Source organism: Oceanimonas sp. MB9 (genome assembly GCF_011319775.1).
Classification (GTDB): domain Bacteria; phylum Pseudomonadota; class Gammaproteobacteria; order Enterobacterales; family Aeromonadaceae; genus Oceanimonas; species Oceanimonas doudoroffii.
Window position 1 is genome coordinate 1,047,174 of record NZ_VFBE01000005.1, and the last position, 14,572, is coordinate 1,061,745.

General features: G+C 58.4%; 15 protein-coding genes. 6 read left to right on the forward strand and 9 right to left on the reverse strand.

The genetic code is table 11. The features are described 5' to 3' along the window. Nucleotides 1-90: 90 nt before the first annotated feature. From OJHNALOF_RS08185 to sodB, 3 genes are all read right to left on the reverse strand, one after another. On the reverse strand, nucleotides 91-1,227 hold the full coding sequence (locus tag OJHNALOF_RS08185) for a bifunctional transcriptional activator/DNA repair enzyme AdaA (protein ID WP_206063585.1): 1,137 nt from the start codon (nucleotides 1,225-1,227) through the stop codon (nucleotides 91-93). 36 nt (nucleotides 1,228-1,263) lie between these two features. Beyond that, on the reverse strand, nucleotides 1,264-2,142 hold the full coding sequence (locus tag OJHNALOF_RS08190; protein ID WP_206063586.1) for a DMT family transporter: 879 nt from the start codon (nucleotides 2,140-2,142) through the stop codon (nucleotides 1,264-1,266). 696 nt (nucleotides 2,143-2,838) lie between these two features. Further along, on the reverse strand, nucleotides 2,839-3,423 hold the full coding sequence (gene sodB, locus OJHNALOF_RS08195) for a superoxide dismutase [Fe] (RefSeq protein WP_094199569.1): 585 nt from the start codon (nucleotides 3,421-3,423) through the stop codon (nucleotides 2,839-2,841). A gap of 259 nt (nucleotides 3,424-3,682) precedes the next feature. On the opposite strand from sodB, the gene OJHNALOF_RS08200 reads away from it, so the two are divergent. Both OJHNALOF_RS08200 and solA read left to right on the forward strand, forming a co-directional pair. Continuing rightward, nucleotides 3,683-4,021 carry a Grx4 family monothiol glutaredoxin gene (locus OJHNALOF_RS08200; RefSeq protein ID WP_094199568.1) on the forward strand — a complete coding sequence of 113 codons (339 nt, stop codon included), beginning with the start codon at nucleotides 3,683-3,685 and terminating at the stop codon, nucleotides 4,019-4,021. 113 nt (nucleotides 4,022-4,134) lie between these two features. After that, nucleotides 4,135-5,268 (forward strand): N-methyl-L-tryptophan oxidase, encoded by a 1,134-nt coding sequence (gene solA / locus OJHNALOF_RS08205; protein WP_094199567.1) that lies wholly within the window; start codon nucleotides 4,135-4,137, stop codon nucleotides 5,266-5,268. Between the two features lie 47 nt (nucleotides 5,269-5,315). Here the strand turns inward: solA and aguA are convergent, their stop codons facing one another. Both aguA and aguB read right to left on the reverse strand, forming a co-directional pair. Further along, entirely contained in the window at nucleotides 5,316-6,386 is a 1,071-nt protein-coding gene (gene aguA, locus OJHNALOF_RS08210; protein WP_165661704.1) for an agmatine deiminase, read from the reverse strand. Then, the gene (gene aguB, locus OJHNALOF_RS08215) at nucleotides 6,386-7,276 is read right to left on the reverse strand and encodes an N-carbamoylputrescine amidase (protein ID WP_094199565.1); all 891 of its coding nucleotides are present in this window, start codon (nucleotides 7,274-7,276) and stop codon (nucleotides 6,386-6,388) included. The genes aguA and aguB overlap by 1 nt, the downstream gene beginning before the upstream one ends. A 135-nt stretch (nucleotides 7,277-7,411) precedes the next feature. Here aguB and OJHNALOF_RS08220 point away from each other — a divergent pair, with 135 nt between their 5' ends. Further along, nucleotides 7,412-8,314 carry a LysR family transcriptional regulator gene (locus tag OJHNALOF_RS08220; RefSeq protein WP_094199564.1) on the forward strand — a complete coding sequence of 301 codons (903 nt, stop codon included), beginning with the start codon at nucleotides 7,412-7,414 and terminating at the stop codon, nucleotides 8,312-8,314. A 102-nt stretch (nucleotides 8,315-8,416) separates the two neighbouring features. Here the strand turns inward: OJHNALOF_RS08220 and OJHNALOF_RS08225 are convergent, their stop codons facing one another. Beyond that, nucleotides 8,417-9,739 carry a Na+/H+ antiporter family protein gene (locus OJHNALOF_RS08225; RefSeq protein WP_165661705.1) on the reverse strand — a complete coding sequence of 441 codons (1,323 nt, stop codon included), beginning with the start codon at nucleotides 9,737-9,739 and terminating at the stop codon, nucleotides 8,417-8,419. Between the two features lie 232 nt (nucleotides 9,740-9,971). On the opposite strand from OJHNALOF_RS08225, the gene OJHNALOF_RS08230 reads away from it, so the two are divergent. Continuing rightward, nucleotides 9,972-10,577, forward strand: coding sequence for a peroxiredoxin C (locus OJHNALOF_RS08230; protein ID WP_094199562.1), 606 nt, complete (start codon nucleotides 9,972-9,974; stop codon nucleotides 10,575-10,577). Between the two features lie 56 nt (nucleotides 10,578-10,633). On the opposite strand, the gene OJHNALOF_RS08235 is transcribed toward OJHNALOF_RS08230, so the two are convergent. Further along, complete coding sequence (locus tag OJHNALOF_RS08235) at nucleotides 10,634-10,882, reverse strand: hypothetical protein (RefSeq protein ID WP_165661706.1); 249 nt, start codon at nucleotides 10,880-10,882, stop codon at nucleotides 10,634-10,636. Nucleotides 10,883-11,045: 163 nt separating this feature from the next. After that, nucleotides 11,046-11,291, reverse strand: coding sequence for a TIGR02647 family protein (locus OJHNALOF_RS08240; protein ID WP_094199560.1), 246 nt, complete (start codon nucleotides 11,289-11,291; stop codon nucleotides 11,046-11,048). A 169-nt stretch (nucleotides 11,292-11,460) separates the two neighbouring features. Here OJHNALOF_RS08240 and modF point away from each other — a divergent pair, with 169 nt between their 5' ends. Then, nucleotides 11,461-12,939: a molybdate ABC transporter ATP-binding protein ModF gene (modF, locus tag OJHNALOF_RS08245; protein ID WP_165661707.1), complete on the forward strand. Its 1,479-nt coding sequence runs from the start codon at nucleotides 11,461-11,463 to the stop codon at nucleotides 12,937-12,939. A gap of 59 nt (nucleotides 12,940-12,998) precedes the next feature. Further along, on the forward strand, nucleotides 12,999-13,673 hold the full coding sequence (locus OJHNALOF_RS08250; protein WP_094199558.1) for a cupin domain-containing protein: 675 nt from the start codon (nucleotides 12,999-13,001) through the stop codon (nucleotides 13,671-13,673). Nucleotides 13,674-13,717: 44 nt separating this feature from the next. Here the strand turns inward: OJHNALOF_RS08250 and rnt are convergent, their stop codons facing one another. Continuing rightward, entirely contained in the window at nucleotides 13,718-14,392 is a 675-nt protein-coding gene (rnt, locus tag OJHNALOF_RS08255) for a ribonuclease T (protein ID WP_094199557.1), read from the reverse strand. Nucleotides 14,393-14,572: the final 180 nt, after the last annotated feature.

Sequence of the window (14,572 nt, forward strand, 5' to 3'; positions counted from 1 at the left end):
CCTCACCGAGGTGGTCACTCTATGTTTTTAATATATTTTAAATCAATGGGTTAAAGTCTTGTATTGAGCAGTCATTGGGTCTGGAGGATACTAATCAGTACGATGTTTTCTCTCTGTATCCAGTAGTGCTCGTTTTCGGTCCAATCCCCAGCGGTATCCACCAAGACTTCCGTCTCCTCTTAAGACTCTATGGCAAGGGATCAGCACGCCAATACGATTTTTTGCACAGGCTGATGCGACCGCCCGTACTGCTTTGGGCTTGTCGATTCGTGCTGCTACCTCACTGTAACTAAGAGCGTCACCTTCACGGATGCTCAACAGGAACTGCCATACCTTCATTTGAAACGCGGTGCCTCGCATATCCAGGGGCAAATCAGGCCTGGGAGCTCCTTTGCTAATATGCAGATCTAGTGCTTCCATCCAGGCATCGAGTTCGGGGTCATCTTGAGCAGGAGAGGCGATCAACTCTGCATTAGGAAACTCCGCCTTCAGATGGGTGACCAGTGACGTTTCATCATCACCAAATTGGGCAAAGCAGACTCCCTTATCTGTCGCTGCCATGGCCATTAGGCCCAGTGCAGTGGTTCGACACACGTAGTTGATGATCTCGCCAGTCCCGCCTGCTCGATAGACTTTGGGCGTCATGCCTATATTGCGGGTCGCTTCGCCGTAAACTCGGCTTATAGACCCAAATCCTGATGAGAAAATAGCATCAGTCACGCTGTTGCCTTCCTTCAAGGATTGCTTGAAATGCCGCATTCGAACTGCGTCTTGATAGGCTTTGGGCGAAACGCCAAAGGCTTCTTTGAATATTTTCTGTAGCCTTGATGGAGACAGCCCCGCCATATCTGCCAAGTTAGCCAGTGTTAGTTGTTCATCAGCATGCTCCTCAATATGACGTGCGATCTCAACCAGTCGAGTAACTCGCGGTATTCCTTCAGTTTGTTGGCAGCGCTTGCAGGGCCTGAAACCAGCCACCATAGCGCTTTCAATGGTAGGGAAGAATCTAAGGTGCTTGGGCTTGGCTGGGCGTGCGGAGCAGGATGGTTTGCAGAATACGCCCGTCGTGATGACGCCATAGAAAAACTGTCCATCACTGGACTTATCTCTCGCAGCTATCGCTTTTCGCATTTCATGTTCAGAAGGCATAGGCATGACATGACCCTTAATTCGAAGTGAAGTGGTTCCCATAGCCTCGGCAAGCATCCGCGTTGCTTGCCGGTTCATTCCGCCCCCCTGTTTCGTCATTCTGTGCAGTGACAGTTAGGCTTTCGCAGTCGCCTTGCGTCGCCAAAGTCTCCCATCGATAGCGGTTAATCCCAGCGCAATCAGCGCCATTCCAACAAAATGAACCGTCCCCAATGATTCGTTGAGGAACAGTGAACCGAGCAATATCGCCGAGACAGGAACCAGTAATGTGACCAGTAGCAGATTGGTTGCTCCTGCCGATGCCAGTATTTTGAAATAGAGAACATAAGCGACAGCCGTTGAGAGTACGGCAAGCCCAGTGATAGCGGACCATGTCCCTATGCCGGGCCCTGCAACGTCGAGAGGGCCATCTACAGCCAGGGCGATAGGCGCCAACACTAGTGCCGATGCAGTGACCTGACCGGCGGCAGTCATGATGGGGTTCATCGCCATTTTCTTAAATCGGCGGCCATATACCCCTGCAAACGCATAGGACACAGTCGCAGCAATGATAGCGACCTGTGCAAGCAAGCTGCTGTTGCCATCGATAGCTGGTAGTCCGATCATCACAACGACGCCGATAAAACCAACCATAACACCCGCAAATTTCAATGGCGTGGCACGCTCGTCAGGCAGCAGCATTCCCGCGACGACAACGGTAAAGATGGGAGTCGCAGCGTTAAGAATCGATGCCAGTCCAGAGGCGATTTGAGTTTGCCCCCAAACGATGAGAACAAAAGGAATGACGTTGTTCAACAATCCCATTCCCAGAAATGTCACCCACACCCCCATATTTTTTGGTGGGCGCAGCCTCATGACAAGCGCGATGCACCATAATGCGATGGCAGCAAGTCCCACTCTCAGCGTCACAATGGTTAGTGGCGGTAGGTCCGCAACAGCCACACCGACGAAGAAAAACGATCCTCCCCACAGTGCGGACAGTGTGATCAGCATTGCCCACTCACGAGCACCCATTGAGGTGTTTATTGATGATGTCATAGAGAATGTTGCTCTCGTGTTAACACATTGAGCACTAGCTTAGCGAGGTGCTGAAACACAAAACATCCGATTTTTGCCCCTAATTTTTTCTTTCTTGATGGAATACGGCGTCTGCTCGATGCGCCTACCGTTGCCGGTACCTGTCTGAGCATGATCAATAAGTATGCGGGAGAAAAGGAAGGTCGGGAAAAGCCGCTGGAAAAAGAACGGGCTGAGGTCAATGTGGATGTTAATCCCATGGTGTTCACCAGGGTATCTCGGGAAGTGCTTGATTATGAAAACACGAAGCCAGGGTGGAGGTGCGGCTGCTGATATATAAGACCGTCAGGCGCCTGGAGCTTCACGTCGACCGCAGCATCTTGGTCTGCTACGTCAATATGCAGCATAACCGGGTCGATGCTGATAAAAATGGAAGAAAAATCAATCTTATAGATGAGACTTGGTAAGTTATTAATAGTGGTGTGGCATGATCACCCTGAGCCAGCCGAGAGACACAAAGCCGATACGGGGAACAGACATACTCACTAGAATGGACTCACTTTGAAGTACTAACACAAGAAAGGGCGCATTTTACACCCAGGCAGGCTGATTAAAAAAGCCCCAATAACAAAAACACCCCGGCGGGCCGGGGTGTTTTACGTGGAAGAAAACTTACTTGGCGAAGTTTTCTGCTACGAATTCCCAGTTGACCAGGGCCCAGAAGGCTTTCACATAGTCAGGGCGTACGTTGCGGTAATCGATGTAGTAGGCGTGCTCCCACACGTCGCAGGTCAGCAGGGGAGTCAGACCGGCTTCGGTCAGCGGGCAGCCGGCGTTGGAGGTGTTAACCAGACCCACGGTGCCATCGGCCTTTTTCACCAGCCAGGTCCAGCCGGAGCCGAAGTTGGTCACGGCAGACTTGGTGAACTCTTCCTTGAAAGCGTCGAAGGAGCCAAAAGCGGCCTTGATGGCATCGGCCAGGGCGCCGGTGGGCTCGCCGCCACCGTTGGGGGCCAGGCAGTTCCAGTAGAAGGTGTGGTTCCATACCTGAGCGGCGTTGTTGAAGATGCCACCGGAAGAGGTCTTGATGATGTCTTCCAGAGACTTGCCTTCGAACTCGGTGCCGGGAACCAGGTTGTTCAGGTTAACCACATAGGTGTTGTGGTGCTTGCCGTGGTGATATTCCAGGGTTTCCTGGGAGATGTGCGGCTCCAGAGCGTTCTTGGCGTAGGGCAGAGCGGGAAGTTCAAATGCCATTTTTAGTTCTCCATGTTTATGCGCCGGATGACACCGGCGAAGACATTGCTGCTTGCTTATTATTGGTGACGATGACGACCGCTATCAGCATAGTCGCCCTTCGCTAAATTGCTGACGGGAGTGTAACAGTTAGCGCGCCGGCTAAACAACAACAGCTTTTGTACGGATACCACCGGCGGCAATTAATCGGTCGCGGCCCTTGAGACCGGGAAGGGATAAAGTAGAATGGAATCTTTAACAACCCTTGTCCGGAGTGGTCATGGACACCATTGAAAAGATCAAAACCCAAATCAGTGAAAACCCCATTCTGCTGTATATGAAGGGGTCTCCCAAGTTTCCGAGCTGCGGCTTTTCCGCCCAGGCGTCCCAGGCCCTGATGAACTGCGGCGAGCCCTTTGCCTACGTCGACATTTTGCAGAACCCGGAAATTCGCGCCGAGTTGCCCAAATACGCCAACTGGCCGACCTTTCCCCAGCTGTGGGTGGAAGGCGAGCTGATCGGTGGCTGTGACATCATTATCGAGATGTTCCAGCAGGGGGAACTGCAGACCCTGATCAAGGACACCGCCGCCAAGCATCCCAAGCCCGAACAGGCTTGATGTTGAACCGGCAGCCTCAGGCTGCCGGTTTTTTTTGCCTTTCTGATCAAGTGTTGCGGCCACGCCGATGACGCTTCGACCTGTTCACCCGCCAGGTACAACGGACACTTTCCATGGATGCAGACATTCTTATTATCGGTGCCGGCTCGGTCGGCATGGCAGCGGGATATTACGCGGCCTGTCAGGGCGCCCGAGTGCTGCTGCTCGACGAGGGCCATCCGCCCCATACACTGGGCTCCCACCATGGCAGCACTCGGCTGACCCGCACCGCCTATGGTGAGGGAGAGGCCTATATTCCGCTGTTATTGAGGGCGCGGGCGCTGTGGACCGAGCTCGAACAACTGAGCGGCGAGCGCCTGTTCGAGCCCTGTGGTGTGCTCAATCTGGGCGTGGCCGACAGCCCTTTCCTGGCCCAGGTCAGGCGCAGCGCCGCCGAATACGGGCTGGCGCTGGAGCAGGAAAGTGCCGCCGGCATCGAGGCCCGCTGGCCGGGCTGGGGACTGCCCGCCGGCTTTTCGGGCGGGTATGAACCCGAGGCCGGTGTGCTCTATTGCGAACGCGCACTGAGTGCCTGGCACCGGCTCGGCAGCGCGCAAGGGGCGCGGTTACTGGGTGGCCGCACCGTCACCGGGCTGAAGGCCATTCCCGGCGGGATGGGGGTCGAGCTGGCCGATGGTGAGCGGTTCACCGCCGCTCAAGTACTGGTGTGTGCCGGTCAGCGGGTGGCCCCGCTGATGGCCCAGCTGGGATTGCACCTGCCGTTGCAGCGAGTACGCAAGACTTTTGCCTGGTACCGGGCAGATGTGATGCGTTACGGGCCGGCGGCGTTTCCCGGCTTTTCCGCCGATCTTGCCAATGCCGTCTACTATGGGTTTCCCACCCTGAATGGAGAGGGATTCAAAATTGGCCGTCATGATGCCGGTCAGCCCTTGGAACCCGGTGAGCCACTGGCATCATTTGGTTCTTTTTCCCAGGACAGGGCGGAGCTGGACGCCTTTGTACATGACTACCTGCCGGGCGTGGGAGAGTTTATCGAGGGTAAGGTGTGTCATTACATTCGCACGCCCGACGAGCACTTTATTCTGGATCGCCATCCGGAGCACGAAGGGGTATTTTTCGCCAGTGCCTGCTCCGGTCACGGTTTCAAGTTTGCCGCCGTCCTGGGGGAAACCTTTGCGCGCTGGATGCTGGACGGCGAGCCGGGGTTTGATCTGGGCTCCTTTGCCCTGAGCCGGTTTGGCCGGTAAAAAAACCGGGGTCGACCGACCCCGGTTGCAGGCACTGATGCCGGCGTTTATACCGCCGGGATCTGCTGGGTGATGCAGTGAATATTGCCGCCACCGAGCAGGATTTCCCGCGCCGGTATGCCCACCACTTCCAGCTCCGGAAAGATTTGTTCCAGTCTGGCCTTGGCTTCGCCGTCGGTACGTGAGTCCAGCAACGGAAACAGCAGCCGGCCATTGGTGATCAGAAAGTTCACGTAAGAGGCCGCCAGCCGCTCACCCGCCGGACGTGGCACACCGCTGCCGGTGGCAATGCCCGCGGCTTCCTGCTCACTGATGTAAAGCGGGCCCGGCTGGGGTAGCAGCCACACCTTGAGTTTGCGGCCCTTGGCGTCTACCGCCTGACTCAGCACCTCAAATGCCGCCTGGCTGCGCAGGTACTGCGGATCCTGGGGATCGTCACAGCCGTGCAGAATGACCTCGCCCGGGCGGGCGAAACAGGCCATGTTGTCGATATGGCCATCGGTTTCGTCCATATATACCCCTTCATCCAGCCAGATAAAGGTGCTGACCCCCAGGGTGTCGCGCAGGTGTTGTTCGATGTCGGCCTGGCTCAGGTGCGGGTTGCGGTTGGCGTTCAGCAGGCATTCCCTGGTGGTGAGCAGGGTGCCTTCGCCGTCCACATGAATGGAGCCGCCTTCCAGCACCAGGGGGCTTTCCACCGCGGCAATGTCGTGCCGTGCCAGCATGGCCTGGGCCATGGCCTGATCCTGATCCCAGGGGGCATAAAGGCCGCCATGGTCGCCTCCCCAGGCATTGAAGCGCCAGTCGATGCCCTTGATGCCACCCTGGCCGTCAATGACCACGGTGGGGCCGGTGTCCCGGGCCCAGGCATCGTCGCTCTCAATGTCGACCAGGGTCACCGCCGCCGGCATGGTGGCCCTGGCCTTGTCCATTTCCGCCGCCGGCACCGCCATCAACACCGGCGTGGCCGCCGAGATGGCTTCGGCCAGTTTGGCAAAGGTGGCCTGGGCCGGGGCGGCGCCGTTGCGCCAGTTGTCGGGCCGATGGGGCCAGATCATCCACACCGCCTGCTGGGGCGCCCACTCGGCGGGCATGTAAAAGCCCTTGAGCGCGTCCATCAGCGGCCTCCGTTTTGTTTGCCGTCGGAGGTCATCAGGGTCTGATACATGGCCGGGCGGCGATCCCGGAACAGGCCCCAGCTGGTGCGGGTCTTGGCAATTTCTGCCAGATCAAAGCTGTGCACCAGCACGCCTTCGGAGGTCTTGTCGGCCTGCTGTACCAGCTCGCCGAACTGATCGGCAATAAAGGAAGATCCGTAAAAGGTGGTCTCCAGCCCGTCTTCGTATTTGCTTTGTTCGGTGCCGATACGGTTGGAGGCGATCACCGGCACCAGGTTGGCGGCGGCATGACCCTGCTGGGTACGGGTCCAGTGGGGCTGGCTGTTGATGGTCGGATCCTGCGGCTCGCTGCCGATGGCGGTGGGGAAGAAAATCAGTTCTGCTCCCATCAGCGCCAGGCTGCGGGCGGTTTCCGGGAACCATTGATCCCAGCAGATGCCCACACCAATTTTGGCGTAGCGGGTCTGCCACACCTTGAAGCCGGTGTCACCGGGGGTAAAGAACTGCTTTTCCTGATAGCCGGGGCCATTGGGAATGTGGGTCTTGCGATACAGGTCCAGTACGGCGCCGTCGGCGTCAATCACCACCAGGGAGTTGTAATAGGCGTTGCCGGCGCGCTCAAAGAAGCTGAGCGGCAGCACCACTTCCAGCTCCTTGGCCAGGGCCTGAAAGTGCCGAATCAGCGGGCTGTTATCCACTTCCTGGGCCAGGGCAAAGTGCTCCGGGCTCTGATCGATGCAGAAATAGGGCGCTTCAAACAGCTCCTGAATCAAAATGATCTGGGCCCCCTGACCGGCGGCCTGACGCACCAGCTTCTCGGCGCGGGCGATGTTTTCGTCTCGGTTCCAGCTGCAGGCCATCTGGGTGGCGGCCACGGTTACCATGGTCATGGGAAAGCTCCTTGTATGAGGTCAAAAGGCCGGCGTCATTTGCTGCCGCCGGTAGTCATGGGATGAGTCTGCGGCTTGCCAGTCCATCCATCAAATGAATAATATTTATTTTATTATCCATGATGTGAATTTTGCATGAAACTTCACCAGCTCGATCTCAACCTGTTGCTGGCCTTTGATGCGCTGATGAGCCAGCGTAACGTAACCCGGGCCGCGCAGCAGTGTTTTATCAGCCAGCCGGCCATGAGCCATGCCCTTAACCGGTTGCGCCAGTTTTTTGAAGATCCGCTGCTGGTGCGCAGCGCCACCGGCATGCAGCCTACCCAGCGGGCCCTGGGCCTGCACCAGGCGGTGCGCCGGGCACTGACCCTGCTTGAGCAGGAGTTGGGTCGGGAAGAGCACTTTGAGCCGGCCAACTCCCGCCGACGTTTTGTGATCAGCACCACCGATTATGTGGAATGCGTGCTGATCCCACCGCTGATCCGCCGACTGAAGACCTTGGCACCGGGGGTGCACATTGAAATCGATATTTTGCGGGATCAGTTGCCCGAAGCGAAGCTGGCCAACGGCGAGGTGGATCTGGTGCTGGGGTTTGACGAATACATGAAGGTGCCGGCGTCACTCTGCACCGAAACCTGGCTCACCGAGCCCCTGGCCGGCATCGTCGCCGACGATCACCCCGAGGTGGGCGAAGCCTTGTCGCTTGAGCAACTGACCGCGCTGCCCCATGTGTTTCACTCGCCCCTGGGCACCCGCGAGGCCAGCATCGATACCTGGCTGGCCAGCCAGGGGCTGAAACGGCAAATTTCGGTGAACAGCCAGAGCTACATGTCGGCGGCGGCCATCGTCGCGCAAAGCGATCACCTGCTGGTGCTGCCCAACAAGGTGGCGGGCCTGCTGGCCGGTGCCTGGCCGCTAAAAAAGGTAACGCTGCCGGCGGATCTGCCCGCCTATCACCTCAACTGCGTCTGGCACCCGCTGCACGACCGCCAGCCGGCCCTGCAGTGGCTGCGGGAGGTGCTGCGCTCGCTGATTTGAGTTAGCTGCTGGGTGTGAGGGGGAAAAGGAGTGAGGAAATGAAAACCAGTGTGCCGGGCAGGGCCCGGCACACAAACTGATGACTTACTGCTGAAATTCCGTTTACAGCACCATGGCGGCAAGCCAGCCAAAGCCGACCAGTGGAATGTTGTAGTGCAGGAAGGTCGGCACCACCGAGTCCCAGATATGATCGTGCTGGCCGTCGGCATTCAGCCCCGAGGTGGGGCCCAGCGTCGAGTCCGATGCCGGCGAGCCGGCGTCACCCAGGGCACCGGCAGTGCCGATAATGGCCAGGGTGGCCAGGGGCGAAAAGCCCAGAGACATGCACAGGGGCACATAGATGGGGGCGATGATCGGAATGGTGGAGAACGAGGAACCAATGCCCATGGTGATCAGCAGGCCCACCACCAGCATGGCCAGAGCCGCCAGCGCCTTGTTGTCGCCCAACACGGTGGCCACCGCCTGCACCAGGCTGCCAATGCCGTCGGTGGCCTTGATCACGGCCGCAAAACCGGCGGCGGAGATCATGATAAAGCCGATCAGCGACATCATCTTCACCCCCTGGGTAAAGGCGTCCTGGCTTTCCTTGAACTTGATCACCCCGCCCATGGTGAAGATCACAAAGCCCACCATGGCGCCCAGAATAATGGAGTCGCTGTAAAGCTGCAGGCTCAGGGCGCTGACAATGGCCACCACCGCAATGCCAATGTGCAGCGGGTTTATCTGAATGTGCTCCGGCTCCACCGCAATGATCTTGCTCTCATCGTAACGGCGTGGCTTGCGGTAGCTCACAAAGAGGGCGACCAGCAGGCCGAGAAACATGCCGCCCACCGGAATGCCCATGGCCAGGGGCAGCATGCCCTTGGTGGCTTCAACGCCGTTTTCAATCAGGTTGGCCAGCAAAATGTTGTTCAGAAAAATGCCGCCAAAGCCCACCGGCAGCATCATGTAGGTGGCGGTCAGGCCAAAGGTCAGCACACAGGTCACTGCACGGCGGTCCAGCTGAAGTCGCGCCATCACGTGCAGCAGGGGAGGCACCAGAATGGGAATAAAGGCGATATGAATGGGGATCAGGTTTTGGGAGGAGACCGCCGACAGCAACAGGGCACACAGCAGCACAGCCTTGATCCACACAACACGACCCTGGCTGGCATCCTGTCCCAGGGCGCGAATAATGCGCACCGCCAGCAGATCGGTAATGCCGGAGCGGGAAATGGCCACCGCGAAGGCACCCAGCATGGCATAGCTGAGGGCGATGGTGGCACCGCCACCCAGGCCATCGGCAAATATCTTCGCGGTGTCGGTCAGCGGCAGGCCGCCTACCAGGCCCCCCACCAGGGCGCTCAGCGCCAGCGAAATCACCACGTTGATGCGCAGCAGGCTCAGCACCAGCATCAGACACACGGCGACGACAACGGGATTCATGAAATATCCTTCAGGTTTTTACGAAAAATGAAGCGGGTAGTTTGCAAATCGAGCCGGGAATGTCGAGCATTATTTGCCAAAAGCGGGGAAAAACCGCATTGTGTGAACTTTGTGCAAGCGCAACGTTATCGGTGGGTCGGGTCTTGGGTTTGTCATGTGTCGCCCATATACTGTCTGTTCGAGTGCGATGGTTTGATGAACCATCCCCGTACAATACACCAAGGAGATAGACATGAGCGTACTGGTAGGCCGTCAGGCTCCCGACTTTACCGCTGCTGCCGTTCTGGGTAACGGCGAAATCGTTGAGAACTTCAACCTCAAGGAGTTCACCAAGGGCAAGGCTGCCGTGGTGTTTTTCTATCCGCTGGACTTCACCTTCGTGTGTCCGTCCGAGCTGATTGCCTTTGATCACCGCTTTGACGAGTTCCAGCAGCGCGGCGTGGAAGTGATCGGTGTGTCCATCGACTCCCAGTTCAGCCACAATGCCTGGCGCAACACCGCCGTTGAGAACGGTGGTATCGGCCAGGTGAAATACCCGCTGGTTGCCGACGTGAAGCACGAAATCTGCAAGGCTTATGACGTTGAGCATCCGGAAGCCGGTGTGGCCTTCCGCGGCTCTTTCCTGATCGACGCCAACGGCCTGGTTCGCCACCAGGTAGTGAACGATCTGCCCCTGGGTCGTAACATCGACGAGATGCTGCGTATGGTTGACGCCCTGCAGTTCCACGAAGAGCACGGCGAAGTGTGTCCGGCCCAGTGGGAAAAAGGCAAGGCTGGCATGCAGGCCTCTCCGGACGGCGTGGCCAAGTACCTGTCCGAGAACGCCGAAGGCCTGTAAGGTTCGACGTTATTCCATAAAAAATGCCGGCATTTGCCGGCATTTTTTTGTTTGCGTTATTCTCCCTCTGGGGTAACCGTAACCAGCTGAGGGTTGTCCTTGCCCGCCGCCTGCAACTGTCCCGGGTTGACCGGACCCAACAACACCATCAACACCACGGCAGCCATGCCACTCAGCAACCAGGGAACGGGTTTGCGCAGTGCAGTGCCGTCCTCCAGGCCCTCCCGCAGTGAGTGACAATGGCTACAGTGATCATGATGATCGTAAAAGTGCCTGTTGCACTGGTGGCAACGAATGATTGACATATCCCGACTCCGTACTGTTATTTTTGTTTTTTCGAAATCACTATAGCTGCAATTGCAAAATGAAAATGCGCAAAAAAGCGAATGGTATCGATACGGAAAGGAGATGGTGTGTTTGAGGGGCCGCAAGGCTGGCGGGCGTGGTACTGAAGCCCGCCAACCGGATTCAGGAGGGCACTTTTTCTTTCAGCAGACCCAGCAGCATTTGGGCATGTTCGGCGGTTTCCCGGCCCAGCTCGGTCAGGTAGCCGCCATCGACCTGAGTGATCAGTCCCTTGTCGTGCAGGCGGCTGGCGGCCTGGACCATGCCGGGACTGGCATCGTGATGCACCTTGATGCCTTGCCGGGTGGTATCGAGATCAAAATGCAGCAATAAGTTGAGTTCGTCCATCAGTGCCTGGTGATAATGCATGAGTACTCCTTGTACGTTGGCCACCTCTTATGACGTTAGCCGGTAATTGTGCTTTTGAGTGAGGCACACCTCACAATTAGCGTACCGGATGGGTCTTTTTCAGGCTTGCATCCATGGGCTCTGTTGCGGATTATGTGAGTTTTGTCACGCCAATAAAGGATAATCCCGCATGAGCGCCATTCGTATCAAGGACGCCCGCTTCTCCATCAGTGAACGCCACCAGCTGCATATTCCCGAGCTGAGCCTGGCCGAGGGCCAGTGCTGGGCGTTTGTAGGCGCCAACGGCAGCGGCAAAACCGCCCTGGCCCGCGCCCTGGCGGGAGAGCTGAAATGCGCGCAAGGCGAAGCCGACCATGAGTTTGCCCATGTGGAGTGGGTGTCCTTTGAGCAGTTACAGCAACTGGCGGACCGGGAGCGGGAAGAAGACGAAAGCGATCTGCTCGATGCCCAGGACGACGGCCACAGCGCCCGCCAGATTATTCAGGAAGGTGGTCGGGATCACGAGCGCCTGGAGCAGCTGGCGGCGCGCTTTGGTATTACCTCCCTGCTGGATCGCGGCTTCAAGTATTTGTCCACCGGTGAAACCCGCAAGGTGCTGCTGTGCCGGGCGCTGCTGAGCCAGCCCGAGCTGTTGGTGCTGGACGAGCCCTTTGATGGCCTGGATGCCAACGCCCACGAGGGCCTGATGAGCCTGCTGGCCGAGCTGGTGTCCGCCGGGCAGACCCTGGTGCTGATCGTCAACCGCTTTGAAGAGCTGCCGGATTTTGCCAGCCATCTGGGTATTCTGGTCGAATGCGAACTGACCCAGGCCGGCCCGCGGGACGACGTGAGTGCCTCGGTGGAGCTGCAGCAGCTCAATCACCTGGCGCAACTTGAGGCCAGCACCCAGGCGCTGCCACCGGCGGATCCCGATGCCGAGCGTCGGGAGCTGGACGCCGGCACGCCGCGTATTGTCATGCGTGATATACGCGTCAGCTTTGGCGACAAGGTCATCCTCGACGGCCTGAACTGGCAGGTAAATTCAGGGGAGCACTGGCAGATCATGGGGCCCAACGGTGCCGGCAAGTCTACCCTGCTGAGCCTGGTCACCGGCGATCATCCACAGGGCTACAGCAACGACCTCACCCTCTTTGGCCGTCGCCGCGGCAGTGGCGAGACCATCTGGGACATCAAGCAGCACATCGGTTATGTGAGCACCACCATGCAGCAGGACTATCGGGTCACCGCCACTCCCAGGGCGGTGATCCTCTCGGGCTTTTTCGATTCCATCGGTGTCTATCAGCAGCCGGGGGATGCCCAGCTCAAGCTGGCCGATCAGTGGTTGGCACTGCTGGGCATGGAAAGCCTGGGCAACGAGCCATTTCGCAACCTGTCTTATGGCCAGCAGCGGCTGTTGCTGATCGCGCGAGCCATGGTCAAGCATCCCCCCATCCTGATCCTGGACGAGCCACTGCAGGGGCTGGATACCTTTAACCGGCACTGGGTCAAGCGCTGGATCGATCTGCTGGTGGCCGAGGGCGGCACCCAGTTGCTGTTTGTATCACACCATCAATCCGACGCACCGGCGTGCATCAGCCATCGGCTCAGCTTTGTAGCCAATGAGGAAGGCGGTTACCGTTATCCCACCGAGGCACTTGAGAAAGCTTGACCCGAAACCGGGACGGGGTCAGGATGGGGATCCCACTTGTTCGTCGGGATCCTTGACCGATGCTGAATATGGACTTCTCTCAATCCTTGACCCTTCCTTACCAGGCCGAACGCTGGCAGCGCTCACCGGCAGACGGCGTGTGGCGCTATCCGCTGGAGCGCGAATCCGCTGAAAGCGGACACGTGACCAGCCTGGTGCGCTTTGAACCGGGGGCGGCGTTTCCCGAGCATGAGCACCCACTGGGTGAGGAATTCTGGGTGTTGGAAGGCACCTTTTCCGATGACAACGGTGATTACGGTGCCGGTACCTATGTGCGTCATCCGCCGGGCAGCCGACACCGGGCCTTCAGCCGGCAAGGTTGCCTGATTTTCGTCAAGCTTAACCAGTTTGTCGCCGACGATAATGGTTTTAAAGCGCTGGATGAACGTCAGGGACTCTGGCTGACCGGCGATCACGGCTTTCGCCGGCTGTCGCTGCATCGTTATCAGGGGATCAATACCAGTCTGCTGGAGTTTGCCGAGGGTGGGCGCTTTCCCGCCTGCTGCTACCGCGCCGGTCTGGAAATACTGGTACTGGAAGGGCAGCTGCATGACGGCGCCAGTGTTTTAGGCCCGCTCAGCTGGTTGCGTCTGCCGCCCATGGCGGTGCCGGCACTTGAAGTGACCGGGCATACTCGGCTATGGGTGCGCACCGGCCACCTGGTGGCCTCCAGCCCGGTGAGCCGCGCCGTCTGAATCCCCCGGTAAAACCACAAAGCCCGCCATTGGCGGGCTTTGTATTATGCCTGCTGCTCGGGGTCGGTGAAATCCGGCATGTCGGCAGGAGCGGGGGGCCAGCCGCCCAGCAGCTTCCAGCGATTAACGATGGTGCAGAACAGCTCGGCGGTCTTGCGGGTATCGTACAGGGCGCTGTGGGCTTCCTTGTTGTCAAAGCTCATGCCGGCGGCGCGGCAGGCCTTGGCCAGCACGGTCTGGCCCAGGGCCAGGCCGGCGAGGCTGGCGGTGTCAAAGGTGGCAAAAGGATGGAAGGGGTTGCGCTTGAGCTCGGCACGTTCCGCCGCCGCCATGACAAAGCCATGATCAAAGGAGGCGTTGTGGGCCACGATCACCGCGCGCTGGCAGTGATTGGCCTTGATGCCCTTGCGCACCCCCTTGAATATCTGCTCCAGGGCGTCCCGCTCGGTCACGGCCCCGCGCAGGGCACTCCAGGGATCAATGCCGGTAAATTCCAGCGCCGCCGGCTCCAGGTTGGCGCCTTCAAAGGGGGTGACATGAAAATGAAAGGTCTGATCCGGGCTCAGCCAGCCATTTTTGTCCATTTTCAGGGTGATGGCGGCAATTTCCAGCAGGGCGTCGGTACGGGCGTTAAAGCCGCCGGTTTCCACGTCGATCACCACAGGGTAGTAACCCCGAAAACGCTCGTGAAGCTGGTTGGCTGAAGTTGTTGCCGTCATGATGGTCCTGTTGCTGCAAAAAACGGTCGTCCATTATGCCAGAGTCCGGGGTTATCGTCGCCCGTCCCGGCAGCCAGACGGGCGAGTGGCGCAATTCTGCGCAAACGAAACGCAAAGCCAGAAAAAGGGTTGCACCCGGCGCCGGCCTTGCCTACTATACGCCCCGCTGACGAGGACGAG